The following is a 23,683-nucleotide window of genomic DNA, read 5'->3' as shown; positions in this document are numbered from 1 at the left end:
GCTGTGCACACGCCAACCGAGCCGCTGGGAGCTGAGATGCCGGGTACCGAGGTGGATGTCGTCGTCATCGGGATGGGGCCGGGCGGCGAGGATGTCGGCGCCCGGTTGGCCAGGGCCGGTCTGGCCGTGGTGGGCGTGGACGCGCGGCTCGTCGGTGGCGAGTGCCCGTACTACGCGTGCGTGCCGACGAAGATGATGATCAGAGCCACCGACGCGCTCGGCGAGGCGCGTCGGGTCGACACGCTCGCGGGGTCGGCGAGCGTCGAGCGTGACTGGGCGCCGGTGGCCAGGCGGATCCGCGAGGAGGCTACCGACAACTGGGACGACACCGTTGCGGTCAACCGGTTCGAGGACGCCGGCGGCACGTTCGTGCGCGGCCGAGGCCGGATCACCGGGCCGCGCGAGGTCACGGTGTCCACATCGGACGGTGAGCGGGTCTTCCTGGCCAGCAAGGGGATCGTGCTCAACACCGGCACCGACCCGGCCGTCCCGCCGATCGACGGGCTCGCCGAGACGCCGTACTGGACCAACCGGGACGCGGTGGCGGTCGAGGAGGTGCCCGGCTCGCTGATCGTGCTCGGCGGCGGCCCGGTCGGCTGCGAGCTGGCCCAGGTGTTCGCCCGGTTCGGCGCGGCGGTCACCGTGGTGCAGCACGCGGACCGGCTCGTGCCGGCCGACGAGCCGGAGGCCGGTGCGCTGCTGGCCAAGGCGTTCGACGCCGACGGGATCGCGGTGCGCACCGGGTTGTCGGCCGCCCTGGTGCGCTACGAGGCCGGCCAGTTCTCGGTGAAGCTCGACAACGGGGAGGCGCTCACCGCCGACCGGCTGCTGGTGGCCGCCGGCAGGCGCACCGACATGGCCGCGCTCGGCGTCGGCGCGGTAGGGCTGGACGAGTCGGCCCGCGGCGTCGAGGTCGACGAGCGGATGCGTGCGGCCGACGGCTTGTGGGCGATCGGCGACATCACCGGCAAGGGCGCGTTCACGCACATGTCGATGTACCAGGCCCGCATCGCGGCGGCCGACATCCTCGGCGACGACGACCCGGAGACCGCGGACTACCGGGCCGTGCCGTGGGTGACGTTCACCGACCCGGAGGTCGGCTCGGTCGGCCTGTCCGAGGCGGCGGCGCGCTCGCGCGGGCTGCGGGTCCGGACCGGGATCTCGCAGATCCCGGCGTCGTCGCGCGGCTACATCCACAAGCTCGGCAACGACGGCTTCATCAAGCTCGTCGAGGACGCCGACCGCGGGGTGCTCGTGGGCGCCACGTCGGCCGGGCCGAACGGTGGCGAGGTGCTCGGCGCCCTCGTCGTCGCCGTGCACGCGGAGGTGCCGACCACGGTGCTGCGCCAGATGATCTACGCCTACCCGACCTTCCACCGGGCGATCGAGGATGCGCTGAACCACCTGGCCTGACTCGTTGACATTCCACTGTGCTAGGTCGATGCTGGACCTAGCACAGTGGGAGGTTGTCATGCACGCGGTCCTCATCGCCCTGCACGCGCTCACCGGCACGGTGGCGCTGCTCGCCGGCTGCGTGGCCCACCGCCGCCGGGCGTACTTCGAGGTCTACCTCTGGTCCCTGGTCGCGACGGTGGCCTTCCTGGCCGCGGCCGTCGCCGAGGAGTGGTCCCGCCTCGACGCCGTGTCGCGGGCGCTGTTCGCCGCGTTCGTGGTGCTGGGCCTGGTGATGCTGTGGCTGGCCTGCACCGCCCGCCGGCTGCCCGCGCCGTCGCCGCGGTACGTGGACCGGGTCGGGTTCACGCTGGTGGCGTTGTTCGACGCGTTCATCGTGATCACCGTCCTGAACCTGGGTGCGCCGGTGGCCCTGGTGGTCGCGTCCGGCGTGGTGGTGGCCGTGGCCGGCCATTTCGCGCTACGAGCGGCGAAGGCCGAAACGCTCGTCCCGCGCTGACCGATCCCCCCGGCGAGAGGGGGCGCGATGGTCACGAGCCGGGGCTTCTGGTCGTACTCGCACGACGACAACGCCGCCGAAGGAGGCCGGATCGCGGACCTCGCCCGCGACCTGGAGTCCCAGTACGAGCTGATCACCGGCGAGAGGCTGGAACTGTTCCTCGAGCGTGACCAGCTGCGCTGGGGTGAGGACTGGAAGCAGTCGATCGACGGGGCGTTGGCCCAGGCCACGTTCTTCGTCCCGATCGTGACCCGGCGGTACTTCCGGCGGCCGGAGTGCCGCCGCGAGCTGGACACGTTCGCCCGCCGCGCGCGCCAGCTCGGCGTCCAGGACCTCGTGATGCCGATCCGCTACGTCGACTTCGCGGACCTGCACGCGCAGCCCTGTCCCGACGAGCTGATCGCCCTGGTGCGCACGTTCGGCTGGGAGGACTGGACGGACCTGCGCTTCGCCGACCGCGACTCCGGTGACTACCGGCGCGAGGTCGCGCGGCTCGCCGTTCGCCTCGCGACCGCGTCGGCCGCCGCCGAGCAGGTCCAGGTGACCGAGCCGAGCGTCGACGCGCCGGCCTACCTCGACATCCTCGCGAGGACCGAGACGGCCGTGCCGGTCTGGCGGCAGGCCGTCGCCGCGCTCGACGAGGGGTTCGCGAAGGTCGGCATGTACATGCAGGTGGCCGTCGAGCAGCAGCCGGCGGACCGGCTCGCGTTCGCCCGCCGGCTGGCCGACGCGCTGGACCGGCCGGTCGCCGACCTCCGGCTCATGGCGAACGATCTCCTCGTCCTGCTGCACGGAGCCGACCAGGACGTGCGGATCATCGCCGAGCGGGCCGAACACGAGATCGGCGAGGATCCGGCGGTGGAGGACCGAGTGGTCGGCCTCGTGCGTCGGCTGCGCGCGGTCGTGGAGAGCGAGCCGGCCGGGCTCGGGGAAGGCGAGGAGCTCCTCGCGGTCGCCGAGCACATCGGACTCCTGTCCCGCAACCTGCGGCCGGTCGCCCGCACCATCCACACCGTGATCACGCTGATGATCGACGGTCGGGACCTGCTGGCGTCCTGGGCCTCGCTCCTCGACCGGCTGCCGCCGCCGCTGGACGGACGAGGTCGTTGACCCCGTAACGACCTCTGAAGACCGCCCGATATGACGGATGCCGATCGGCCGCGGATCGAGGCGCACCCCCGGTCTGCTCGAGGTCGGGAGTGGACATGCCGCACACCGCACCGCACCAGGAGCCACGGCGATCCGCCACGGGCGGATCCCTCCCGGGGCTGGGCGCGGCCGAGTTCACCGCGGGCCTCGGCACGGCCGCGGGCGTCGCGGTCGAGGACGCCGGACCGTTCGAGCGGGCCCACCTCCGGGAACGTTGGCAGCAGGCGTCCGGCGAGGTCAACTCGCTGCTGCTCGGCGGGGCGTCCGGCGCCGAGGCGCTCACGCTGATCGCCCGGCGGACCCGCGAGCTGTCCGGTTCGGACTGCGCGGTGATCCTGCTGGCCGACGACGCCGCGGACACGCTCGTGGTCCGTGCCGGCGACGGGCCGCGCGGACAGCAGATGATCGGCCACCCGGTGCCGGCGAGCGCGCCCGCGGTGGCCGCGGTGATCACCGACCGGACGCCGACCGTGTTCGCCGACTTCGCGCACATGGTCGGCGACGACCTCGCGAGGCTCGGCGAGTTCGGCCCGGCGCACGCGGTGCCGTTCGGCCCGCCCGCGGGCGTCAGCGGGCTGCTACTGGCGTTGCGCGACAAGGGCGGCAGCCAGTTCGGCCAGGAGCAGCTGCCGCTGCTCGCCTCCTTCGCCGACCAGGCGGCGCTCGCGATCGAGCTCGCGGACAAGCAGCGCCAGCAGCGGATGCTCGATGTGCTGGCCGACCGCGACCGCATCGCGGGCGACCTGCACGACCACGTCATCCAGCGGCTCTTCGCCGCCGGCATGAGCCTGCAGAGCGTCGTCCGCCGGATCGCCGACCCGGACGCCCGCGCCCGGGTCAGCCGCGTCGTCGGCCAGCTCGACGAGACCGTCCGCGAGATCCGCATGTCGATCTTCGACCTGCACACCGGCAAGGAGGACAACCGGGCGAGCCTGCGCCGCCGCATGCTCGACATCGTCGCGGAGGTCAGCGCGGACACCGACGTCTCGCCCGCGGTGCGGATCTCCGGCGAGGTCGACACGCTCGTGCCCGACCTGGTCGGCGAGCACGCGCTGGCGGCGCTGCGCGAGGCGCTCAGCAACGCGGTGCGCCACGCTCGCGCCACCGACGTCACGGTCACCGTCGAGGCCGGCACGGACCTCGTCGTCGGCGTCACCGACGACGGCCTCGGCATGCCGGCCGACGTCGCGCGCAGCGGGCTGCTCAACCTGGAGCGCCGGGCCGCGACCTGCGGCGGGAGCAGCAGCGCCGCCGCCCGCCCGGACGGCGGCACCCGGCTGGTCTGGCGCGTGCCGCTCACCGGGGCCTGACCCGCGCGGCGGTCCACCCTGGTCCTGCCGCATGGTCCACCGGTGGTCGACGAGCAGGGTCCGAACCGTCACCGCTCGCCGTTCATGACGGCCAGCCGCAGCTCGCCGATGGTCTCGTCGATCCGGGCGATGGCCGCGCGGATCCGTTGCCCCGCAACCTGATCGGGCGACTGCGGGTCGACCAGGGCGAGCGCCCCGTGCAGGTCGAGCCCGATCCGGAACAGGCGGTTCACCGCGAGGTCCACTACCCGGTTGTCGGTATCGGTGGTGGACATGGCTCGGTCTCCTCGGGCCGGTGCTGGCGATCGGGTGACGAACGGTGTCCGTCGGCCGTGTCCTTGATAGCGTGCCAACCTGGTCGTTTTGCCCTACGGAACCTCAACATCGGATCAACGTGGAACCCACCGAGGGCGCAGGCGGTTCCACCGGTCGGCGTCCGACGATCATGCTCGTCGAGGACGACCTCGACCTGGTGGCGATGTGCGACGCCTACCTGACCAGGGTGGGGTTCGAGGTGGTGCGCACCAACGACGCGGCGAGCGCGCGCGGCGGGTTCGGCCGGGTCGACCTGGTGGTGCTCGACCTGGGGCTGCCCGACGGCGACGGCCTGGACCTGCTGCGCACGCTGCGCCAGGGCGGGCACGACCAGCTCCCGGTGATCGTCGTGACCGGCCGGGGCGAGGAGGCCGACCGGGTCGTCGGGCTCGAGCTCGGCGCCGACGACTACCTGGTGAAGCCGTTCTTCCTGCGCGAGCTGGTGGCCCGGATCCGCGCGGTGCTGCGCCGGGCCGGGGCCGACCCGGCCGCGCCCCCGGTCATCCACCTGGGCGGGCTGGTGATCGACACCGGGGCGCACGTGATCCGCGCGGCCGGCGAGGAGATCGCGCTGACCCCGCGTGAGTACATGCTCCTGGAGTTCCTCGCGGCGAGCCCGGGCCGGGTGTACTCGCGCGAGCAACTGCTCGCACAGGTCTGGGAGTCGAAGGCGGAGTGGCAGGCGCAGGCGACGGTGGACGAGCACGTGTACCGGATCCGCCGCAAGCTCGCGGACGCCGGCGTCGAGGTTCCCAAGATCACCACCGTGCGCGGCTTCGGGTACCGCCTCGACCCGTGACGGAGGCCCGCCGATGAACCCGCCCGACTACCAGCGGCTGTTCGACGCCGCGCCGACGCCGTACCTGGTGCTGGACCCCGCGCTCACGATCGTGGCGGTCAACGAGGCGTACCTGGCCGCGACGACCACCCGGCGCGACATGCTCGTCGGCGTGCCGATCTTCAGCGCGTTCCCGGCCAACCCGGAGGACCGCGGCGCCGACGGGGTGCGCAACCTGCGCCGGTCGTTGGAGATCGTGTTCGCGACCGGGGCGTCGGACACGATGGCGCCGCAGCGCTACGACATCCAGGTGGGCGAGTCGTTCGAGGAGCGGTGGTGGAGCCCGATCAACACCCCGATCCTGGCCGAGGACGGGACGATCACCCACATCATCCACCGGGTGCTGGACGTCACCGACCTCGTCCGGTCCGGGCGCGGCCCGGTGGCCGGGGCGCTCGCGCGGCTCAGCGGGCTGGAGGCCGACCTGCTCGCGCGGGCCCGCGAGGTCCAGGACATGAACCTGCGGCTGCGGCTCACCAACGACGAGCTGGCCGCGACGGGTGAGGCGCTGCGCCAGCAGCAGCGCGCGAAGGACCGGTTCATCGCGACGCTGTCGCACGAGCTGCGCAACCCGCTGGCGGCGATCCAAGCCGCGGTCGAGCTGCTGGCGCTGGACGTGCCGGTCGGGCACGCGGCGCTCGCCGTGCTGGCGCGCCAGACCGGTGCGCTGATCCGGATGACCGACGACCTGCTCGACGCCACCAGGGCGCTCACCGGCCGGCTCGCGCTGGACCGGCAGCGGGTGGACCTGCGGTCGATCGTGTCCGAGACCGCCGCGGACGTGGCGGCGGAGTTCGCCGCGGGCCGGCGCGCGCTGCGGCTGACGCTGCCCTCGTCGCCGGTGCCGGTATCCGGGGACCGCATCCGGTTGGCGCAGCTGCTGAGCAACCTCGTGAGCAACGCGTTGAAGTACACCGCGCCGGGTGCCACGGTGGTCGTGTCGGTCGCCACCGCGGGCCACGAGGCGGTGCTCGATGTCCGGGACGACGGCATCGGTTTCGACCCGGCGGTCGCGGACTCGCTGTTCGAGGTGTTTACCCGGGCCGCGCCGTCCGGCATGACGGCGGTCAGCGGTCTCGGGCTGGGGTTGGCGATCGTCCGGTCGATCAGCGAGCTGCACGACGGGACGGTCACCGCGCACAGCGACGGGCCCGGCACCGGGGCGGAGTTCCGGGTGCGCCTGCCACTCGCGTCGGCACCGGAGCCGGACAGTCCACACGAGACGGTGCAGGGCGCGCGGACCCCGCTGCGCTTCCTGGTGATCGAGGACAACGCGGACCTGGCGGCGACCTACCGGGCCCTGCTGGAGCGCAGGGGGGACACTGTCACGGTGGCGGCGACCGGCAAGACGGGCCTGGCCGCGGTGGCCGCGTCCCGCTACGACGTCGTCCTGTGCGACCTGGGCCTGCCGGACATCGGCGGCCTCCAGATCGCGAGGCACCTCCGCGGCCACCTCGACGCGGACCGCATGAAGCTGGTCGCGGTGTCGGGCTTCATCCGGGACAGCGACCGCCAGCAGGTCGTGGACGCCGGTTTCGACGCCTACCTGCCGAAGCCGATGACCCTCTCGGCGCTCGACCGGGTCCTGACCCAGTGGTCGGCCGATGTTCCCTGAGCCGACCGCGCCGGCCGCGAACCGCGCCGCCGTGTTCCTGGGGTATCTGGACTACTTCCGCGACCGCGCGATCGACAAGGTACGCGGCATGCCGGCGGCCGAGCGGCACACGTCCCGCCTCGCGTCCGGCTGGACCCCGCTGGAGCTGCTGAACCACGTGCGCCACGTGGAACGCCGCTGGATCGAGTGGCGCTTCGAGGCCCGCCCACTACCCGACCCCTGGGCCGACGAGCTCGACGGTCGCTGGCACGTCGCCCCGACCGAGACGCTCGACTCCGTGGTGGCGGCCCTGCGAACCCAGGCCGCGCACACCCGCGCGGTGGTCGAGCGGACCGACCTGTCGACCCTCGGCGCCCCGGGCCCCGACTGGCCGGCCGCCGAGCTGTCCGGCGAGCCCCCGACGCTGGAGCGGGTCCTGTTCCACCTGCTCCAGGAGTACGCCCGCCACCTGGGCCAGCTGGACATAGTGTCGGAGCTCGCGGACGGCCCGGTGGGGGAGTAGGACCGGGCCTCGACGGTGGCCCGTCGACCCCACCAGCGGGGTGTGACGGATTCAGCGCCTCCTACGCCAGTACTGGTGGGATGGGAACTAGTGTCGCGCCGCGGTCGCGCACCTGTGGTGCGACCACCGGCGCACAGAAGTTCGAGGTACTCCGTGACACCTGGTCACACGGCATCGGCCGACCTGTCGGCCGCGGTGCGTGCGGCGCGCGACGGGAACCAGGAGGCGTTCCGGGTGCTGTACCGAGAGGTGCAGCCCGGTCTGCTGCGGTACCTGCGCGGGATGGTCGGCGACGACGCCGAGGATCTCGCGTCGGAGGCCTGGCTGCAGATCGCCCGGGACATCCGCTCGTTCCGGGACGAGGGGGCCGGGTTCCGCGGCTGGGCGGTCGGCATCGCCCGGCACCGCGCGCTGGACCACGTGCGTCGCAACCAGCGCCGCCCGGTCGGCGGGCTGTCCGCCGACGTGCTGGCGGACATGCCGAACGGCCACGACACCGCCGAGCAGGCCATCCGGATCGCGTCGACCAACGCGACCGTCGCGCTGATCGCCACGCTGCCCAGGGACCAGGCCGAGGCGGTTCTCCTGCGCGTGGTGGTCGGGCTGGACACCCACGCCGCCGCGCGGGTGATGGGCAAACGACCGGGAGCGGTGCGGACCGCGGCGTGGCGTGGCCTGCGCCGGTTGGCCGCGCAGCTCGACCAGCGCGCCCAGCCCGCGGCCGCGCCGGCCGACCCGGATGTGACGCGAACCGAGCACGTGACGCCAAAGGAGGCGAGATGAGTAGCTACCGATCACGTGGAGTCGACCGGCACGCCGCCGAGCGGTTGTTGGCCGGCGAGCCGGCCGCCGTCGATGCGGCACGGCCGCTCGCGGCGGTGCTGCGCGTGGCGGCCGCGCCCGCGTACCCGGAGGAGTTGACCGGGGAGCGGGCGGCACTGACCGCCTTCCGGGACGCCGCTCAGCTCGACCACGTACCCGAACCCCGGAGACCATCCATGATCAAGTCCACCCTGGCGAAGATCCTCACCGTCAAGGTCGCCGCCATCCTGGCCGCCGCGAGCACCACCGGCGTCGTGCTCGCCGCGACGAGCGGTGCCCTGCCCACGCCCTGGACCGAGACCCCGGCCGACCCTCCCGCGGTCGCCAGCTCGAAACCGGCCGAGGCCACCCCGAGCGGGCGGCCCTCGGACGCCGGCAAGCCGGCCGACCCGGGCGGCGACCCGTCGCCGTCGATGGTCGGGTTGTGCAAGGCCTACGAGGCCAAGGTGGGCACCAGCCCGGGCAAGGCGCTCGACAGCCCCGCGTTCACCGCCCTGGTCGAGGCGGCCAATGGCGCGGAGAACGTCCCCGAGTACTGCGACGCGGTGGCCGCCGCCGCGGACGACCCCGCGGCGGAGCACCCGGACGGCAAGCCGACCGACCTTCCGACGCCGACCGATCCCGGCAACGGCCACGCCGGCGACCCGCCGAGCTCGCGGCCGCAGACACCCTCCAGCCGGGCACACGCTCCGGTCAGCCCCGCGACCGGCACCCCAACCGCCGTTCCCCCCGACGGCGCCACGCCCGCCCCGGGTAACTGACCGGACGGAGTGGGTTCGGGTGGTCCCCCCACCCACCCGAACCCACTCCCACCTCGTCCCGCGATCGACCAGCCGCCACCGGCCCGGCACGCGGCGGTCAGTGCACCGTGAGGACGATCTTGCCGTCCACGCCCTGCGCGGTGAGCCTGCCGGCCGCCTCGTCGACGTTCGTCCACGGCAGTACCGCGCCGAGCGGGATGTGCAGCCGGTCCTGCCGGACGAGCTCGCGCGCGGGCTGGTCCGGCGCGGCGGGCCGCTGCTGTCGGTGCTCCTGTCCGACCCGGCCTCGGACGTGCCCGTGTCGTCCGGTGGCGTCGTCGAGTTGGCCTCTGGCGTGCCCGAGTTGGCCTCTGGCGTTGGTCGAGTTGGCTTCTGGCGTACCAGTGTGGCGTCACACCTGCCGTCATCGCCACGGGACGACACGGCGATGCCAGGGGACGACACGGCGATGCCACGGGACGACACGGCGATGCCACGGGACGACACGGCGATGCCAGGGGACGACACGGCGATGCCACGGGACGACACGGCCGGGTGGAACCACGCCCGTCCGGCCACACCGCGGTGATCGACCGGAGGAGGTGAGACCCATTACCGCTATCAGGCTGGGTGCTCCCCTCCCTCACGCTGTGCGGTCCATCTGACATAGGTGGCCCCGGGAGTGCCCATACGGCATCCCGAAAGGCAACGCACCCATGCGGTTCATCTCGGAGACGACCTCGAACGGCGTCTCGGAACGTCTCTTCACCCTCGGCGAGATCTCCGGCGTCCTCTGGACCCCCGCCGACGCCGCCGGCAGCCGCCCGTTGGTCCTGCTGGGCCACGGTGGCGGCCAGCACAAGAAGGCCCCGGCCGTACTGGCCCACGCCCACCACTACGCGACGACCCGCGGCCTCGCGGCAGCGGCCATAGACGCCCCGTTGCACGGCGACCGCCCGAAGAACGAGGAAGGTGACCGGTTGCTCGCGGTCGTCAGGGAGCGGGTGGCGGCAGGCGAGCCCATCGCCGGCCCGCTGGCCGAGTACAACGCCGCATTGGCGGACCTGGCCGTCCCCGAGTGGCGGATCACATTGGACGCCCTCCAGCACCTCGACGACGTCGGCGCAGGTCCGGTCGGCTACTGGGGCGTGTCGATGGGCACCGGCATAGGCGTGCCGCTCGTAGCGGTCGAGCCGAGGATCACCGCGGCGGTCTTCGGCCTGGCGAGTCACGAGTCCCTGGCCGATGCTGCTTCCCGGATCACCGTCCCGATCCGGTTCCTGCTCCAGTGGGACGACGAGATGGTCCCGCGGGCGTCGGGCCTGGCGCTGTTCGACGCCTTCGCCTCGCCGGAGAAGACCTTGCATGCGAACCCCGGCGGCCACCGGGACGTACCCGCGCTCGAGCTGGAGAGCTCCGGGCGCTTCCTCACCCGCCACCTGGTCGAGGCTTACGTGGCAGCCGCGTAGCCGGCTCGTTAGCTCGATTGGAGTGGGGCGCCGCCGAACCCGATCTCGTTTCCGTCGGGATCGTGGTAGGTGGTCTTGCGCACGCCGTTCGAGTAGGTCTCGCGCTTCGTGGGGTCCAGTCCTCGTTCGGCGATCTGAGCGACGACGGCGTCGAGGTCGTCGACGAGGATGGTGTGTAGGGCGTGGCCGGCGTGCTCGGGCCGCTGTACGACGTACACCGAGCGATATTCCGCGAGCTCCCACACGGCCTCTGTGTCGTGCGGAAAGAAGGTTGGTGGGCGGCCGAACAGGCGTTCGTACCAGGCCAGTGCCGCTGCGTAGTCGTTGACTGCGATGCCTGCGTACAGGTAGTCGGCCATGCCGTCACAGTAACGACGGCCAGTTGCCTGCCTGACGGTCCCCAGGATGCGGACGGCAGCTCGCAGTCCACGTGAGATCAGGCTTCTTGCAGCGCCGAAACGGGGGGAGTTTGTCGGGTCGGTAGCTGACTCCGTTCATGAGGAGTTGGTGGCTGTTGTTGATCAGTCGGTCGAGTAGGGATTCCGCGACGACGGGGTTGGGAACAGTGGATACCAGTCGACTGGTGAGCGGTTCGAGGTCAGGATCAGGGACCGGACCAAGGCCGACGATCCTCGCACAAGCAGAAGGTCACCTACAGCCTCACCGAGCAGGCGATCGAGCTGGTCCCCGTCCTCGCCCAACTCAGCGCCTGGGGGATCCGACACCTTCCCGTGGCAGAGGAGTACGCCGCCCGGACGGAGGTGCGTGCCGCCGGCGGCACACCGGTCTGGGAGGCCTTCATGGACGAACTCCGCGAAACCCACCTCGGACCCACGAGCCCGCCGACAGCCAGCACCGAACGGTCCCACCGTCGCAGCGCACATGCAGGCCGCCTACATGGCCGCGAACGGTTGGTCCTCTCGCCGCGAGCTGATCTCGGCTGTGTGATCAACGGCCGGGGGACCGTTCTGGCGATCTCGCGGTGTTACCGTGACGCCGGAGGGCTCAGCTTGCTTCCGGGGGTGTGACAATGCGGGTGGCGCTGGCGCAGACGGACTGCGTGCTGGGCGATTTCGAGGCCAACTTGGAGACCGCGCGAGCAGCGATCAAACAGGCCGCCGCGCAGGACGCCGATCTGGTGATATTTCCGGAGCTGAACCTGCACGGGTACACGCTGGGCGCCCTGGACGAGGACGTGTCGGTGGCCGCCGACGATCGGCGGGTGACGGAGCTGTCCGAGATTGGGCCCGACATACTCGTTGGCCTCTACGAGGACGGCGACCTGCGCCGGTACAACTCGGCGGTCTATGTGTCCGGCGGGCGGGTCGTCCACGTGCATCGCAAGCTGTTCCTGCCGACGTATCTGACGTGGGAGGAACGCAAGCATTTCACTCCTGGGCAGGCGATGCGAGCGTTCGACACCCGGTTCGGGCGGATGGCAGTGTTGGTGTGCAACGACTTCTGGCAGCCGGTGCTGCCATGGCTTGCGGTGCAGGACGGCGCGTATGCGCTGCTCACGCCGACCAACAGTGTCAGCACCACGCCACGCGGCACGATGCTGGACAACGTGGACTACTGGCAGGACCTGCTGCGGCATGTCGCGCGGATGCAGCAGACCTGGGTCGGGTTCGTGAACCGGGTGGGTGAGGAGCGCGGCGCGACCTTCTGGGGTGGCTCACGGCTGATCGACCCGCTCGGTTCGATCGTGGCGCAGGCACCGATGGGCGAGCCGGCTGTGTTGGTCGCAGACATCGACCTGACCAAGGCTCGATGGGTGCGCCGAACGCTTCCGTTGATCTCGGAGGCCCGGCTGGGCCTGGTGCAGCGTGAGGTAAAACGACTGGTAGACGAGGGCGGCGACGTATGAACGCCTCGTCACAGTCTAGGAAGTCCAGATCGAATACAATGGGCCGCGGGGTGCGCCGGCCCAGTTGCTGCATTCGCAAGCCTAGTTGCCGGCTACGCGACGCCTGCGAACGATAGCCGCATGGCAGAGGAAGGCACGAACAGCGTGTGGCGGGTGATCGCCATCCTGACGGCGTTGGGGGAGTGGGATCCCGGCGATCAACGTACCATGGGCGTGATCGAGACGGCTCGCGTTGTTGGCCGGGAGAAGAGCCAGGTCTCCCGGACACTCAAGACCCTTGCGGAGTCCGGGCTGGTGGACCGAGACCCCGATACGCTCGGCTACCGGCTTGGCTGGCGCTTCTTTTCCTTGGCCGCCCGCGCCGGTGACCACCAGCTGCTCGCCTGCGCGCCTGAGATCATGCGTGGTCTGGTCCGCACGGTCGGCGAGCGGGTGCACCTGTCCGTGCGGGACGGCACCGACGCACTCACCCTCCTTTCGGAGAACGCCACACGTTCGGTGCAGACCGTGAGCCTCGTCGGCCACGCCACTCCGGTGCACGCCACCTCATGCGGACAGGCCTTGCTGTTCGATATGTCCGCGAACGATATTCGCGAGCTTCTCGGCCGCGTGCGACTGGTGGCGCGCGGGCCCAAAGCGCCCCGCACCGTGGAGGACTTCATCGGCCGGGTCCAGCGCGCCGCGGCCAAGGGGTTCTCCACCTGCATCGACGAGTTCGACACCGACCTCGCCGCTACCGCCGCACCAGTGCGGGACTTCCGCGGTCGGATCGTTGCGGCCATCAACATCTCGGGTCCGAAGTTCCGCATCGCCCACGACCTGGAGTCCGCCGGTCGTCAGGTGAAGGCCGCAGCCGGGTATCTGTCGAAGAATCTCGGGTGGGACGGTCTCGAGGCGCCCGTGAAGATCGTACCCAGGAAAAGTTCGTGATCGCCCAGCCGTCGCGGTCGAAGTTCTGGTCGGCAACTGGATAGGGCAGGCCGACCCTCGCAGCAGGCGAACCCTGAGACCATCATGGAACTCTCGGTCAAGATCGACGGGGGACAGCGGTCCTTGCCCGGGACCCCGGGACCGGCTCGTCGACGAATGCTTCGTCAGCAAGCCGGGCGGGTAGACAAATGTTGCTCCATATGCAAGCAAGATCGTGGTAGGCACTCGCTCCCGGTAGCGTCGACGGCGCGGTCACACAGCGAGGCGTGACCGGCGAGACGCCGAGCTCGGGGAGGCCAGGTCGTGCGCGGAAGGTGCAACGGGAAGCGGTACTCCGCGCTCAGCCTGCTGCGGCACGGGTTGACCGGCGCCGACTGGCCGCGAGCCTGGCAGTCGCATCCGCTCAAGGACCGCTACGACGTGGTGATCGTCGGCGGCGGCGTGCACGGTCTGGCCACCGCCTACTACCTCGCCGCCAATCATGGCGTGCGCGATATCGCGGTGCTGGAGAAGGGTTATCTCGGTGGCGGCGGGTCGGGACGGAACACGGCGATCCTGCGGTCCAACTACCTCACGCCGGAGGGCGTGCGGTTCTACGACCGCTCGCTCTCCCTCTACCGGACGCTCGCGGCGGACCTGAACTACAACGTGATGTTCTCTCGCCGCGGCCATCTGACGCTGGCCCACAACGACGGCTCGCTGCGCACCATGCGCTGGCGTGCCGAGGTCAACAAGCTGCAGGGCGTCGACTCCGAGGTGATCGGGCCGGGCGAGATCGCGAAGCTGGTGCCCTACCTGGACGTCTCGCGCGATGCCCGCTACCCGATCTTGGGCGCGCTGTACCACCCGCCGGGCGGAATCATCCGGCACGACGCGGTCGTATGGGGCTACGCGCGCGGCGCCGACGCCCTGGGCGTGCACCTGCACCAGCAGACCGAGGTGACCGGCATCGACGTCGCGAACGGCCGGGTCACCGGGGTGCGCACCAACCGTGGCCGGATCGCCACGTCGGTCGTGGTGAACGCGACCGCCGGCTGGGCCACGCTGGTTTCCGACTTGGCCGGGGTGCGACTGCCGGTGACCACGTTCCCGCTGCAGGCGGCGGTGACCGAGCCGGTGCGGCCGTTCTTGGACACGGTGTTGGTATCCGGCACCCTGCACGTCTACGTGAGCCAGACCGATCGCGGCGAGCTGGTGTTCGGCGCCAGCGTGGACCCTTTCGCCTCCTACTCGACCAGCGGCTCGCTGGAGTTCGCCGAAGGCCTGGCCGGCCACGTGCTGGAGCTGATGCCCGCGCTGTCGAAGGTTCGCCTGCTGCGCCAGTGGGCCGGGCTGTGTGACATGACCCCGGACTTCTCGCCGATCATGGGCCCCACCCCTGTTGAGGGGTTCTATGTGGACGTCGGGTGGGGGACCTACGGATTCAAGGCCGGTCCGGTGTCCGGCGAGGCGATGGCCGAGTGTGTCGCAAGTGGACGGACACCGGAGATCATCGCGGCGTTCGGCCTGGATCGGTTTGACTCCGGTGAGCTCGTCGGCGAGAAGGGCGCGGCGGCGGTGGGCCACTGATGATCGAGCTGCCCTGCGCGTGGTGCGGTCCCCGCAACGTGACCGAGTTCCGGTACTTGGGCGAGGTGACGCCGCGGCCGGATCCCGCCACCGCGACGCCCGAGGAGTGGCGCGCCTACCTTTACCTGCGGCGCAACCCTCTTGGTGCGGTCGAGGAACGTTGGTATCACACGGCGGGCTGCCGGCGGTACGTCCGGCTGCACCGCGACACCGGAACCGACGCCGTGACCAACACCGTGACAGAGGCGCGATGACCCGCCTCCCGCCGCAACCCGACGAGGTCATCGATCGCGACCAGATGGTGCGCTTCTTCTGGAACGGCAGGGAGCACGCCGCCTTTGCCGGCGACACGATCATCTCCGCACTGGCCGCAGCGGGCGAGCGGGTGTTCTCTCGCAGCCTCAAGTACCACCGCCCGCGCGGCTTGGTCACCGCGAGCTTCCACGACCCCGGCTGCATGGTGCAGGTGGGCGACGAGCCCAACGTGCGCGGCGCGCATCGTCTGGTCACCGACGGCATGGTGGTCACCTCGCAGGACACCTGGCCGTCGCTGCGGTTCGATGTCAAGGGAGTGAACCGGCTGCTCGGACGGTTTCTCGGACCCGGTTTCTATTACAAGACCTTCATTCGCCCGCAGCGGCTGTGGCCCGTCTACGAGCGGGTGCTGAGGCGATTCACCCACGCGGGATCGATCTCGCCGGACACCGTGTCCGATCATCGCGCCGCGCGGCACGCCCACCCGGACGTGCTCGTCGCCGGCGGCGGACCGGCCGGCATGGCGGCAGCGGTCGCGGCCGCTCGCGCGGGCGCGCGGGTGCTGCTGGTCGAGGAGGACCATCAGCTCGGCGGGCACCTCCGCTACGCACGTAGGCCCGACGAGCTTGTCGAGTTGCGGACTGAGGTTGCGGCGAGCGGCGTCGAGGTGCTCACTGACTCGGTAGTTCTCTGCCGCTACGACCAGAACTGGGTCGCGGTGCTACAGCGCGCCGGAGGCGAGCAGCTGATCAGGGCACGGACCGGTGTGCTCGTCGTCGCGGGTGGGTTGATCGAGCGGCCGTATGTGTTCGCGGGTAACGACCTGCCCGGCGTCATGCTGTCCACCGCGGCCCGTCGGCTGATCAACCTGTACGCGGTCAAGCCGGGGGAGCGGGCGGTGGTGCTGACGGCCAACTCGGATGGCGACGCCGCCGCCGCGGACCTGTTGGCCGCCGGCGTCGAGATCGCCGAGGTGGTCGACGCCCGGATCGGCGGCGACATCGTGCGCGTGCATGGCCGGCGCGGACTGCGGGCGGTCGAGCTGCCGGGAGGCCGGCGGGTCGAGGCGGACCTGCTGGTGACGGCGACCGGTTGGACCGCGCCGACCGCGCTGCTGAACCAGGCCGGTGACGTGCCGGTGTACAGCCCCGCGGCGGCGCGCTTCCTGCCCGGTGGCCGGTCGAGCGCCGACGTGTTCGCGGTCGGTGGGATCGCCGGCGACGGCACCCTCGACGAATTGCGCGCGCACGCCACCGCGGTCGGCGCCGAGGCGGCTCGGCACGCCGCCGCGGTCCGGCACCGCCGGCTCACCCGCATTCCCACCGCCACCCCGGGCAGCGCACCGGATGACACGCCGGCGAGTGTTCCGGAGCTCCCGGTGTACGAGCATCCGGAGCTGTTCCGGGCCAGCACGCACGGCATCGTCGACTTCTCCGAAGACGTGTCCTCACGAGACATTCACACCGCGGTGCGCGAGGGCTACGACTCTGCGGAGCTGGCCAAGCGGTACACCACGGCGACCATGGGGCCGTTGCAGGGAAAGCTGGAAATGGTCAACGCCATCGCGATGGTCGCCGAGGCCTCCGGTCGCACGATCGCGGAGACTGGCACAACTACGTGGCGACCGATGTACGCACCGGTGACGCTGGGTGCGCTGGCCGGCCGCGCGGTGCACCCGGTTCGCCGGTCTCCCATGCAGTCCTGGCACGAAGCCAACGGCGCCGCGCCACTGGTCGCCGGGCAGTGGATCCGGCCGGACCACTACGGCGACCCGGCGGCCGAGGTACGCGCGGTCCGCGACGGCGTCGGGATCATCGACGTCACCCCGATTGGCAAGCTCGACCTGCGCGGGCCGGACGTGCCGAAGCTGCTGAACCTGCTGTACGTCAACAAGTGGTCCAGGCTCGAGGTCGGCCGGGTGCGCTACGGCATGATGTGCGCCGAGGACGGCGTGGTGCTCGACGACGGCGTAACCGGGCGGCTGGGCGTCGACCACTACCTCATGTCCACCACTTCCTCCGGCGCCGCCGCGGTTTGGGAGTGGGTCGAGCGCTGGCTGCAGACCGAACGTCCACACTGGAATGTGCACGTCACGCCGGTGACCACCGCGTACGCCAGTATCAACGTGGCCGGACCGCACGCCGCCGAGCTCGTGGGCCGGCTCGCCCAAGGCGTGGACCTCGACCCGGAGGCGTTCGGCTACATGAACGTGCGCACGGCGCGACTGGCCGGCGTGGACGAGTGCGTGCTGTGGCGCATCGGGTTCACCGGCGAGCCGTCCTACGAGCTGCACGTGCCGGCCGGCTACGGGCTGCACGTGTGGGAGACGCTGCTGGCGCACGGCGCGGACCTCGGTGTGCGGACGTTCGGCGTCGAGGCGCAGCGAATCCTGCGGCTCGAGAAAGGCCACCTGATCGTCGGGCAGGACACCGACGGCCTCACCCGCGCGTTCAGCGTCGGCCTGGACCGGCTGGTCAAGCTCGACAAGGACGACTTCGCCGGCAAACCGGAACTGGTCTGGCAGCACGAGCGGCGCGACGGCCTCCGCCTGGTCGGCTTGCAGCCGGTCGACGGCACGATCGTGCCTCCGGAGGCCAGCCAGATTGTCACCGGCGACGAGATCCGAGGCCGGGTCACCTCCAGCCGGATGTCGCCGACGCTGGGCCGCCCGATCTGCCTCGGCCAGGTGGACGCCGCGCTCGCCGAGCCGGGCACCGAGGTCACCGTGCTGCCGGACGGCCGGCGGATCCCGGCCACGGTCACCGAACACCTCGCGCATGTCGACCCGGACGGTGCCCGCCTGCGGACCATCGGCCGGCCCGGTACGTTCCGCCCGCACCCGCCCCGCGTCATGCGCAGTGCCATCGCCCCCGGCCAGCCGGGCGCCGCGGACCCGTCGCTGGTCCTCGCCGACCACTCCGTGCTCGCCAAGGTCCTCGTCCGGGCGACGCACGACGGCGCGATGGCCGCAGCGCTCGGCACTCGGTTCGGCGCCGTCACCCGCGAGTCCGACGGCAGCCTGGTGGTCGGCGCCGGCCCTGGCGAGTGGCTGGTTCTCGGCGCCACCGGGACGGGCGACAAACTGCTCGAGCGGCTGTGCGCGCTTGCCACGGAGGCCGGCGAGTTCACGTCGGTCGTCGACCTCACACACGGCCGGGCGCTCGTCCGGCTCACCGGCGATCGCGCGACCGACCTGCTGGCAACCGTGTGCGCGATCGACCTGGCCGATGACGTCACCCCGAACGGTGCGGCACTGCGCACCCACGTGGCAGGCCTCGTCACCGATCTGGTGCGGGACGACCGGGAGAGCGTGCCGAGTTACGTGCTGCATTGTGAGCGCAGCAGCGGCCAGTCCCTCTGGGACGCGCTGCTCGACTTCGGGACGGAGTACGGCATCGAGATCGGCGGCGACCCCGTGCCCACACCATGAGCGAGCTTGCGAGCGAATCATTGATACAGGGCGACCGCGAGTCATGAGCGGAGCTTGCGGAGCGAGGCATCGATATTCAGGATGCCGCCGAGTCTGCGGAGGGTGCCGGTGTAGCGGAGCCTGCGGAGCGTTCCGGCACCACGAAGTGGGCGAGGGGGTGTCGTGAGCGGAGCTTGCGGAGCGAGGCATCGACATTCAGGATGCCGCCGAGTCTGCGGAGGGTGTCGGTGTAGCGGAGCCTGCGGAGCGTTCCGGCACCACGAAGTGGGCGAGGGGGCGTTGTGAGCGGAGCTTGCGGAGCGAGGCATCGACATTCAGGATGCCGCCGAGTCTGCGGAGGGTGTCGGTGTAGCGGAGCCTGCGGAGCGTTCCGGCACCACGAAGCGGGCGAGGGGGCGTTGTGAGCGGCCGCATTCCTGATCGACATCAACGTCAATGCCGTCGGACGGCACAACAAGAGCGGAGGAACGATGAATGACCACGGGCTGTTGGCGCGGCTGGCCGAAGGGCCGGTGATCTGCGCCGAAGGGTACTTGTTCGAGCTGGAGCGTCGTGGCTACCTGCAGGCCGGGGCGTTCGTGCCGGAGGTGGTGCTGGAACACCCGGAGCGCGTGACCGCACTGCACGAGGAGTTCGTGTACGCCGGATCGGACGTGGTGGAGGCGTTCACCTACTACGGGCATCGCGAGAAGCTGCGCATGATCGGCAAGGAGGACCTGCTCGAACCGCTCAACCGGCAGGCGCTGCAGCTCGCCGGCGCGGTGGCCTCCGCTACCGGCACACTGCTCGCGGGCAACGTGTGCAACACCAACATTTACGACCCCACGGACCCGGGCACTCACGATCGCGTGCGGACGATGTTCATGGAGCAGGTTGGGTGGGCGGCCGAGGCGAACGCGGACTTCATGATCGCCGAGACACTGCGCTACCACGGCGAGGCGATGATCGCGCTGGAGGTGATCCGCGAGACCGGCCTCCCGGCGGTGGTCACGCTGGTCGCGGACCACGACGGGCTCTCTCGCGAGGGCCTGCCGGTTACCGAGGCGTGCCAGCGGCTGGCCGATGCCGGCGCGGATGTCGTCGGGCTGAACTGCAACCGCGGCCCTTCGACCATGGCACCGCTGCTCGCACCGCTCGTTGATGCGGTCGACGTGCCGGTCGCGGCGCTTCCGGTGCCGTACCGCACCACAGCCGAACAGCCGACTTTCCAGTCACTGCGCGAGCCGGACTTCGCGGGTCCGAGCATCCCGTTCCCAGTTGCGCTGGACCCGTTCACCTGCAACCGGTACGAGATCGCCGAGTTCACCCGGCAGGCCGCCGACGCGGGCGTGCGCTACTTCGGGCTGTGCTGTGGTGCGGCGCCGCACCACGTTCGCGCGATGGCGGAGGCGCTCGACCGCACCCCGCCGGCCAGCCGGTACTCCGCCGACATGTCCAAGCACGCCTACCTGGGCACCGAAGGCTCGCTGCTGCGCAAGAACCAGGAGTACGCGGGCCGACTCTGAGGGGACTCGATGACTCGGTACGTGATCGTCGGTGCGGGTATCCACGGGCTGTCCACCGCCTGGCACCTGGCCAGGCGGCTGCGCGTCACCGGCCGCGGCAGCGGCGCGGACGTGCTGGTGCTGGACAAGGCCGAGATCGGCGCCGGCGCGTCCGGGGTGGCCTGCGGGATTGTGCGCAACAACTACTTCCAGCCGGCCATGCGCGAGCTGATGGCACATTCGGTTCCAGTGTGGGAGTCCGACCCGGAAGCGTTCGCCTACCATCCGGTCGGCTACCTGCAGATCGCGCCGCCGGTGATGGCGGAGGACGTCGCCGGCATCCATGCCTCCCAGCGGGAGATCGGGTACGACTCGGTACTGGTCGAAGGTGTTGCGGCGACTCGTGCGTACCTGACCGAATTGTTCGCAGACTGGCAGGCGCCGGGCGTTTCCGTTGTGCTGCACGAGAAACGCGGCGGCTACGCCAACAACCGAGCGACGCTGCGCGGTCTCGCAGCCAAGGCCCGGGCGCTCGGCGTCGACATCCGCACCGGCGTGCGGGTAACCGGCCTGCGGGTGGAAGGCGGCGCGGTCACCGCGGTCGAGACCGACGCCGGTCGCGTCGGATGCGACCAGCTCGTGGTGGCCGCCGGGCCATGGATCCGTGACCTGTGGGCGATGCTCGAGCTCCCAACCAGCATCGAGGTGGCCAGTGTAGACACTCCGATGTGGACGTTCCTTGCGTTGCAGGAAGGCACATTGGGGGTAGATCCGGGCGAGTTCACCGACAACGCGGGCAAGCCGCCGCCGGTGGTGCACGTGGACTCGGACGCCCCACTTCACGACGACGTGGACGGCGGCCTGATCACCGATGCCCTGTGGGGGGTGTACTACAAGCCCGACTTCCACTTCGACGGGGTACAGGGCGGCGCGGCCCCGGTGCCGGTCACCCGCCCAGCCGAGCAGGTGGCAATCGATCCCTATGGTCCCGCCAGTCCGGAATTCGCTGTGGGCGACGACTTCGTGCGCATGTGGACCTCGGCGCTCGCCCATTGCCACAAGCGGTTCGAAGGCCGTCGGCGACTGTACCGACGGGAGCCTTCCGGCGGCATCGGCGCGTTCACTCCGGATAGTTTCCCGGTGTTCGACACGTTCCGGCAAAACGCCTACGTAATTGCCGATTCCAACCACGGCTTCAAGATGATCGGCGTCGGCGACCTCGTCGCCGCCGAGATCCTCGGCGAACCGCAGGCACTGCTGGAGCCATTCCGGTTCGACCGCTACTCCACCGGGAGGGTGCACCCGGTCAGCCACTCACCCTTCCCGTGGAGCTGAACGGGACGTCGAGGCGCTCCACGTCGGTGACCATGGCTGAGTCCGTGGTGTGGTCACTCTGCATTCTTCTTTGCGTCCGTCAGGCGCTCGTGGAGGACGCTGTCCCCGTACTTAGCCAGCACTCTGCAGATGACCTTGATCCGTCCTGGGCGCATCGGGTCGATGCCGTTCACGGCGTTGCGGACTGTGCCCTCGGAGAAGGTGTCGTCGCTCATCAGGTTGCACTCTGCGGTGAGGCGGGCGACCGTCCAGTTGTGATCCTCCAGCCAGCCGCGTATCAGCTCGCGGTTGAGCTTCGGCATACGTCCTCCAGCGGCACGACGGTGCCGACGTGTAGTTCGCGCACGAGGTTCATGGCGCGTACCCAGCGGATGCGCGGGTCGTCGTAGGCGATGGTTGCCTCGTCCAAGGGCACCGGGATCAGGCCGCCGCTGCGGTAGAGCATTCCGCGGACGCCTGCGACGGGTGCCTGGCGCACGCGGATGGCGACAGCGCCCTTCCGCAGCGCAGGGCATAGGCGGCTGGCCAACCTCGCACATGGCACGCAGATCGGTGGTTCGGTGACGGCCATGTTCTCCGGCCAGCCCGGCCAGTCGTCGCGGTGGTCTTTGAGCAGCCACAGGATGCCGTCGTCGGTCTGGTCGGCCGGGCCTGCGCAGACGTTGCACAGCAGGCGGCGCATACATCGGCGCCGACGGAGCGGGTGCACCTTGGCGAACATCGGTTCGCCATGGCCCGGCCGGGACGGGGTGCGGAACCACAGCACGCCGTGGCTGTCGCGGTCGGACATCGACTCGTCGAGGTAGGCGATTCCTCGGCCTGGCCGCTCGACGAGTTGGGCGGGCTGGTCGCGCTCCTCGCTCCAGGTGGTGACGTACGGCGTGTACGGGATGAGTGCGCGGTAGTTGATGTTCGGTTCGCGCACCGTTGATCGGTTAGACATGCTCGCGGCGGTCGGCTCGAGCTCGGAGGATGTCGATCGCCCTGGTCGCTCGGTCGACCAGTGCGCGCTCGTCCTCGGGGCTGATCGGCTCTGTGCGGCCGGCGTCTGCATCCAGGAAGCGCAGGATGTAGCGGCCGATCAGGGTGTTGATCTCCGCGAGTTCGGCGATCAGCACGCTGTCCTGGTGTGCGGCTTCGTCTGGTGGTGGGATGCTGCCTTGCATCGGGATTCGGGCCCTCGTTTGTTCGTCGTTGTGGGTGGCACCCGGCGCCGGGATGCGGGCGCCGATGGCGGGGGACATGCCGATCAACCGGTGCCGGGTGCCTTGAAGATCACCGAATCAGGTGCTACAGAGCGTGGGTTATCCTGTGGGTGCGGTTGTCACACCCGCTGTCACCTGCGGTTACGCTGATTGCGGCCGCTGAAAACCCGACACTGGGAAGCGTGGAAGACGACATGGCGAGGGAACCGGAGGCCATCGCGGAGCTACGCCGTTCCTTGGGCGGACAGCTCGCGACGTTCCGGCTCGCGGCCGACCTGACGCAAGGCCAGCTCGCCAAGGTCGCGTTCTGCGACCGCACCACGATCGTGCACATCGAGAAGGGCCGCGCACGGGCGGACGAGCGCTTCTGGCGGGCCGTTGACGCCGCCTGTGATGCCGGGGGCGCCCTTGTCGCCGCGTACCTGGAGCTGGAGGCGGCCAAGGCCGAGTACGAGCAACGTGAGCGCGAACAGCGCCTCGCCTGCGTCCGCGCCAGGGCTGCCGCGCTGAGAGGACAGCCGGGCCCGGCCCACGGTGCTCCTGGCCCGCCGAGTGCTGACATGCCTCCGCTGGAGAGCCTGCGCCGGTCGCTCCTCGGCCATCGACAGAACCGGGAGTCCTCGGGCGAGGTCAACCCCTCGCACTTCCACAGCGGAGTTGTTGAGGCCCACCGGTTGTACCAGCGGGCCGACTATGACGGCGCCGCCCGCATTCTGCCCTCGCTTATCGGTCGCCTCGAAGGTTCCGCAGTCGCCATTCCGGCGCACACGAAATCAGCCGCGTATCTGGCTGCGGCCAAGTTGGCGACGAAGGTGGGTGACGCCGGGCTGGCGTGGGTCGCGGCCCAATGCCGCTAACTTAGGTGCTGTGGGGTTATGATCTTGGTTGTGGCGAGAGTGGGACAGCAGGTCAAGGTGGGTACGCAGGTTCGGTTGC

General features: G+C 70.7%; 24 protein-coding genes. 19 read left to right on the top strand and 5 right to left on the bottom strand.

What is annotated here, in order from left to right; genetic code table 11:
• Positions 1 to 36: 36 nt before the first annotated feature.
• From GEV28_RS11350 to GEV28_RS11335, 4 genes are all read left to right on the top strand, one after another.
• Positions 37 to 1,413: an NAD(P)/FAD-dependent oxidoreductase gene (locus tag GEV28_RS11350; RefSeq protein WP_291411440.1), complete on the top strand. Its 1,377-nt coding sequence runs from the start codon at positions 37 to 39 to the stop codon at positions 1,411 to 1,413.
• A gap of 58 nt (positions 1,414 to 1,471) precedes the next feature.
• Positions 1,472 to 1,912, top strand: a complete 441-nt coding sequence (locus tag GEV28_RS11345; RefSeq protein WP_291411439.1) for a hypothetical protein — start codon at positions 1,472 to 1,474, stop codon at positions 1,910 to 1,912.
• A 27-nt stretch (positions 1,913 to 1,939) separates the two neighbouring features.
• The gene (locus GEV28_RS11340) at positions 1,940 to 3,022 is read left to right on the top strand and encodes a toll/interleukin-1 receptor domain-containing protein (protein ID WP_291411437.1); all 1,083 of its coding nucleotides are present in this window, start codon (positions 1,940 to 1,942) and stop codon (positions 3,020 to 3,022) included.
• Positions 3,023 to 3,117: 95 nt separating this feature from the next.
• Positions 3,118 to 4,371, top strand: a complete 1,254-nt coding sequence (locus GEV28_RS11335) for a GAF domain-containing protein (RefSeq protein WP_291411435.1) — start codon at positions 3,118 to 3,120, stop codon at positions 4,369 to 4,371.
• Positions 4,372 to 4,439: 68 nt separating this feature from the next.
• Here the strand turns inward: GEV28_RS11335 and GEV28_RS11330 are convergent, their stop codons facing one another.
• Entirely contained in the window at positions 4,440 to 4,646 is a 207-nt protein-coding gene (locus GEV28_RS11330; protein ID WP_291411433.1) for a hypothetical protein, read from the bottom strand.
• 119 nt (positions 4,647 to 4,765) lie between these two features.
• On the opposite strand from GEV28_RS11330, the gene GEV28_RS11325 reads away from it, so the two are divergent.
• The 7 genes from GEV28_RS11325 (at position 4,766) to GEV28_RS11295 (ending at position 10,672) form a co-directional block, all read left to right on the top strand.
• Complete coding sequence (locus GEV28_RS11325; protein ID WP_291411431.1) at positions 4,766 to 5,485, top strand: response regulator transcription factor; 720 nt, start codon at positions 4,766 to 4,768, stop codon at positions 5,483 to 5,485.
• Between the two features lie 13 nt (positions 5,486 to 5,498).
• Positions 5,499 to 7,139: an ATP-binding protein gene (locus GEV28_RS11320; RefSeq protein WP_291411429.1), complete on the top strand. Its 1,641-nt coding sequence runs from the start codon at positions 5,499 to 5,501 to the stop codon at positions 7,137 to 7,139.
• Positions 7,129 to 7,641, top strand: coding sequence for a DUF664 domain-containing protein (locus tag GEV28_RS11315; protein ID WP_291411428.1), 513 nt, complete (start codon positions 7,129 to 7,131; stop codon positions 7,639 to 7,641). The genes GEV28_RS11320 and GEV28_RS11315 overlap by 11 nt, the downstream gene beginning before the upstream one ends.
• 153 nt (positions 7,642 to 7,794) lie before the next feature.
• A complete protein-coding gene (locus GEV28_RS11310; protein WP_291411426.1) occupies positions 7,795 to 8,424 on the top strand; it encodes an RNA polymerase sigma factor in 630 nt (209 codons plus the stop codon).
• The gene (locus GEV28_RS11305; RefSeq protein ID WP_291411424.1) at positions 8,421 to 9,224 is read left to right on the top strand and encodes a hypothetical protein; all 804 of its coding nucleotides are present in this window, start codon (positions 8,421 to 8,423) and stop codon (positions 9,222 to 9,224) included. The genes GEV28_RS11310 and GEV28_RS11305 overlap by 4 nt, the downstream gene beginning before the upstream one ends.
• A gap of 100 nt (positions 9,225 to 9,324) precedes the next feature.
• Positions 9,325 to 9,792: a hypothetical protein gene (locus GEV28_RS11300; RefSeq protein WP_291411422.1), complete on the top strand. Its 468-nt coding sequence runs from the start codon at positions 9,325 to 9,327 to the stop codon at positions 9,790 to 9,792.
• A 127-nt stretch (positions 9,793 to 9,919) separates the two neighbouring features.
• Positions 9,920 to 10,672 (top strand): alpha/beta hydrolase, encoded by a 753-nt coding sequence (locus GEV28_RS11295; RefSeq protein WP_291411421.1) that lies wholly within the window; start codon positions 9,920 to 9,922, stop codon positions 10,670 to 10,672.
• An 8-nt stretch (positions 10,673 to 10,680) separates the two neighbouring features.
• On the opposite strand, the gene GEV28_RS11290 is transcribed toward GEV28_RS11295, so the two are convergent.
• A complete protein-coding gene (locus GEV28_RS11290; RefSeq protein ID WP_291411419.1) occupies positions 10,681 to 11,031 on the bottom strand; it encodes a VOC family protein in 351 nt (116 codons plus the stop codon).
• A 671-nt stretch (positions 11,032 to 11,702) separates the two neighbouring features.
• On the opposite strand from GEV28_RS11290, the gene GEV28_RS11285 reads away from it, so the two are divergent.
• From GEV28_RS11285 to GEV28_RS11255, 7 genes are all read left to right on the top strand, one after another.
• On the top strand, positions 11,703 to 12,539 hold the full coding sequence (locus GEV28_RS11285; protein ID WP_291411417.1) for a nitrilase-related carbon-nitrogen hydrolase: 837 nt from the start codon (positions 11,703 to 11,705) through the stop codon (positions 12,537 to 12,539).
• Positions 12,540 to 12,659: 120 nt separating this feature from the next.
• The gene (locus tag GEV28_RS11280; protein ID WP_291411415.1) at positions 12,660 to 13,469 is read left to right on the top strand and encodes an IclR family transcriptional regulator; all 810 of its coding nucleotides are present in this window, start codon (positions 12,660 to 12,662) and stop codon (positions 13,467 to 13,469) included.
• A 303-nt stretch (positions 13,470 to 13,772) separates the two neighbouring features.
• Positions 13,773 to 15,038, top strand: a complete 1,266-nt coding sequence (locus GEV28_RS11275) for an FAD-dependent oxidoreductase (protein ID WP_291411413.1) — start codon at positions 13,773 to 13,775, stop codon at positions 15,036 to 15,038.
• Positions 15,038 to 15,292, top strand: a complete 255-nt coding sequence (locus GEV28_RS11270) for a sarcosine oxidase subunit delta (RefSeq protein WP_291411411.1) — start codon at positions 15,038 to 15,040, stop codon at positions 15,290 to 15,292. Before GEV28_RS11275 ends, GEV28_RS11270 begins: the two co-directional genes overlap by 1 nt.
• Complete coding sequence (locus tag GEV28_RS11265) at positions 15,289 to 18,723, top strand: 2Fe-2S iron-sulfur cluster-binding protein (RefSeq protein WP_291411409.1); 3,435 nt, start codon at positions 15,289 to 15,291, stop codon at positions 18,721 to 18,723. Before GEV28_RS11270 ends, GEV28_RS11265 begins: the two co-directional genes overlap by 4 nt.
• A gap of 470 nt (positions 18,724 to 19,193) precedes the next feature.
• Positions 19,194 to 20,228 carry a homocysteine S-methyltransferase family protein gene (locus tag GEV28_RS11260; RefSeq protein WP_291411407.1) on the top strand — a complete coding sequence of 345 codons (1,035 nt, stop codon included), beginning with the start codon at positions 19,194 to 19,196 and terminating at the stop codon, positions 20,226 to 20,228.
• Positions 20,229 to 20,237: 9 nt separating this feature from the next.
• Positions 20,238 to 21,542 (top strand): FAD-binding oxidoreductase, encoded by a 1,305-nt coding sequence (locus GEV28_RS11255; protein WP_291411405.1) that lies wholly within the window; start codon positions 20,238 to 20,240, stop codon positions 21,540 to 21,542.
• A 53-nt stretch (positions 21,543 to 21,595) separates the two neighbouring features.
• Here GEV28_RS11255 and GEV28_RS11250 read toward each other — a convergent pair whose 3' ends face one another.
• Genes GEV28_RS11250 through GEV28_RS11240 form a run of 3 tightly spaced genes read right to left on the bottom strand, consistent with a single transcriptional unit; the run spans position 21,596 to position 22,795 of the window.
• A complete protein-coding gene (locus tag GEV28_RS11250; RefSeq protein WP_291411403.1) occupies positions 21,596 to 21,844 on the bottom strand; it encodes a hypothetical protein in 249 nt (82 codons plus the stop codon).
• A complete protein-coding gene (locus GEV28_RS11245) occupies positions 21,820 to 22,467 on the bottom strand; it encodes a hypothetical protein (RefSeq protein ID WP_291411401.1) in 648 nt (215 codons plus the stop codon). Before GEV28_RS11245 ends, GEV28_RS11250 begins: the two co-directional genes overlap by 25 nt.
• Positions 22,468 to 22,477: 10 nt before the next feature.
• Positions 22,478 to 22,795 carry a hypothetical protein gene (locus tag GEV28_RS11240; protein ID WP_291411399.1) on the bottom strand — a complete coding sequence of 106 codons (318 nt, stop codon included), beginning with the start codon at positions 22,793 to 22,795 and terminating at the stop codon, positions 22,478 to 22,480.
• A 134-nt stretch (positions 22,796 to 22,929) separates the two neighbouring features.
• Between GEV28_RS11240 and GEV28_RS11235 the strand changes: the two genes are divergently transcribed.
• Positions 22,930 to 23,604: a helix-turn-helix transcriptional regulator gene (locus GEV28_RS11235; RefSeq protein ID WP_291411397.1), complete on the top strand. Its 675-nt coding sequence runs from the start codon at positions 22,930 to 22,932 to the stop codon at positions 23,602 to 23,604.
• Positions 23,605 to 23,683 lie beyond the last annotated feature (79 nt).

This window comes from Actinophytocola sp., from assembly GCF_009379765.1.
In the GTDB taxonomy this organism is placed as follows: Bacteria; Actinomycetota; Actinomycetes; order Mycobacteriales; family Pseudonocardiaceae; genus Actinophytocola.
The sequence above is the reverse complement of the archived record's forward strand: the minus strand, read 5'-3'. Positions and strand labels throughout refer to the sequence as shown.

Bases quoted from the DNA above. Each gene is read 5' to 3' on its own strand.
- GEV28_RS11330 (WP_291411433.1), bottom strand. From the start codon at position 4,646: ATGTCCACCACCGATACCGACAACCGGGTAGTGGACCTCGCGGTGAAC.
- GEV28_RS11295 (WP_291411421.1), top strand. From the start codon at position 9,920: ATGCGGTTCATCTCGGAGACGACCTCGAACGGCGTCTCGGAACGTCTC.
- GEV28_RS11320 (WP_291411429.1), top strand. From the start codon at position 5,499: ATGAACCCGCCCGACTACCAGCGGCTGTTCGACGCCGCGCCGACGCCG.
- GEV28_RS11305 (WP_291411424.1), top strand. From the start codon at position 8,421: ATGAGTAGCTACCGATCACGTGGAGTCGACCGGCACGCCGCCGAGCGG.
- GEV28_RS11265 (WP_291411409.1), top strand. From the start codon at position 15,289: ATGACCCGCCTCCCGCCGCAACCCGACGAGGTCATCGATCGCGACCAG.
- GEV28_RS11280 (WP_291411415.1), top strand. From the start codon at position 12,660: ATGGCAGAGGAAGGCACGAACAGCGTGTGGCGGGTGATCGCCATCCTG.
- GEV28_RS11285 (WP_291411417.1), top strand. From the start codon at position 11,703: ATGCGGGTGGCGCTGGCGCAGACGGACTGCGTGCTGGGCGATTTCGAG.
- GEV28_RS11260 (WP_291411407.1), top strand. From the start codon at position 19,194: ATGAATGACCACGGGCTGTTGGCGCGGCTGGCCGAAGGGCCGGTGATC.
- GEV28_RS11335 (WP_291411435.1), top strand. From the start codon at position 3,118: ATGCCGCACACCGCACCGCACCAGGAGCCACGGCGATCCGCCACGGGC.
- GEV28_RS11270 (WP_291411411.1), top strand. From the start codon at position 15,038: ATGATCGAGCTGCCCTGCGCGTGGTGCGGTCCCCGCAACGTGACCGAG.
- GEV28_RS11290 (WP_291411419.1), bottom strand. From the start codon at position 11,031: ATGGCCGACTACCTGTACGCAGGCATCGCAGTCAACGACTACGCAGCG.
- GEV28_RS11345 (WP_291411439.1), top strand. From the start codon at position 1,472: ATGCACGCGGTCCTCATCGCCCTGCACGCGCTCACCGGCACGGTGGCG.
- GEV28_RS11350 (WP_291411440.1), top strand. From the start codon at position 37: ATGCCGGGTACCGAGGTGGATGTCGTCGTCATCGGGATGGGGCCGGGC.
- GEV28_RS11315 (WP_291411428.1), top strand. From the start codon at position 7,129: ATGTTCCCTGAGCCGACCGCGCCGGCCGCGAACCGCGCCGCCGTGTTC.
- GEV28_RS11340 (WP_291411437.1), top strand. From the start codon at position 1,940: ATGGTCACGAGCCGGGGCTTCTGGTCGTACTCGCACGACGACAACGCC.
- GEV28_RS11255 (WP_291411405.1), top strand. From the start codon at position 20,238: ATGACTCGGTACGTGATCGTCGGTGCGGGTATCCACGGGCTGTCCACC.
- GEV28_RS11250 (WP_291411403.1), bottom strand. From the start codon at position 21,844: ATGCCGAAGCTCAACCGCGAGCTGATACGCGGCTGGCTGGAGGATCAC.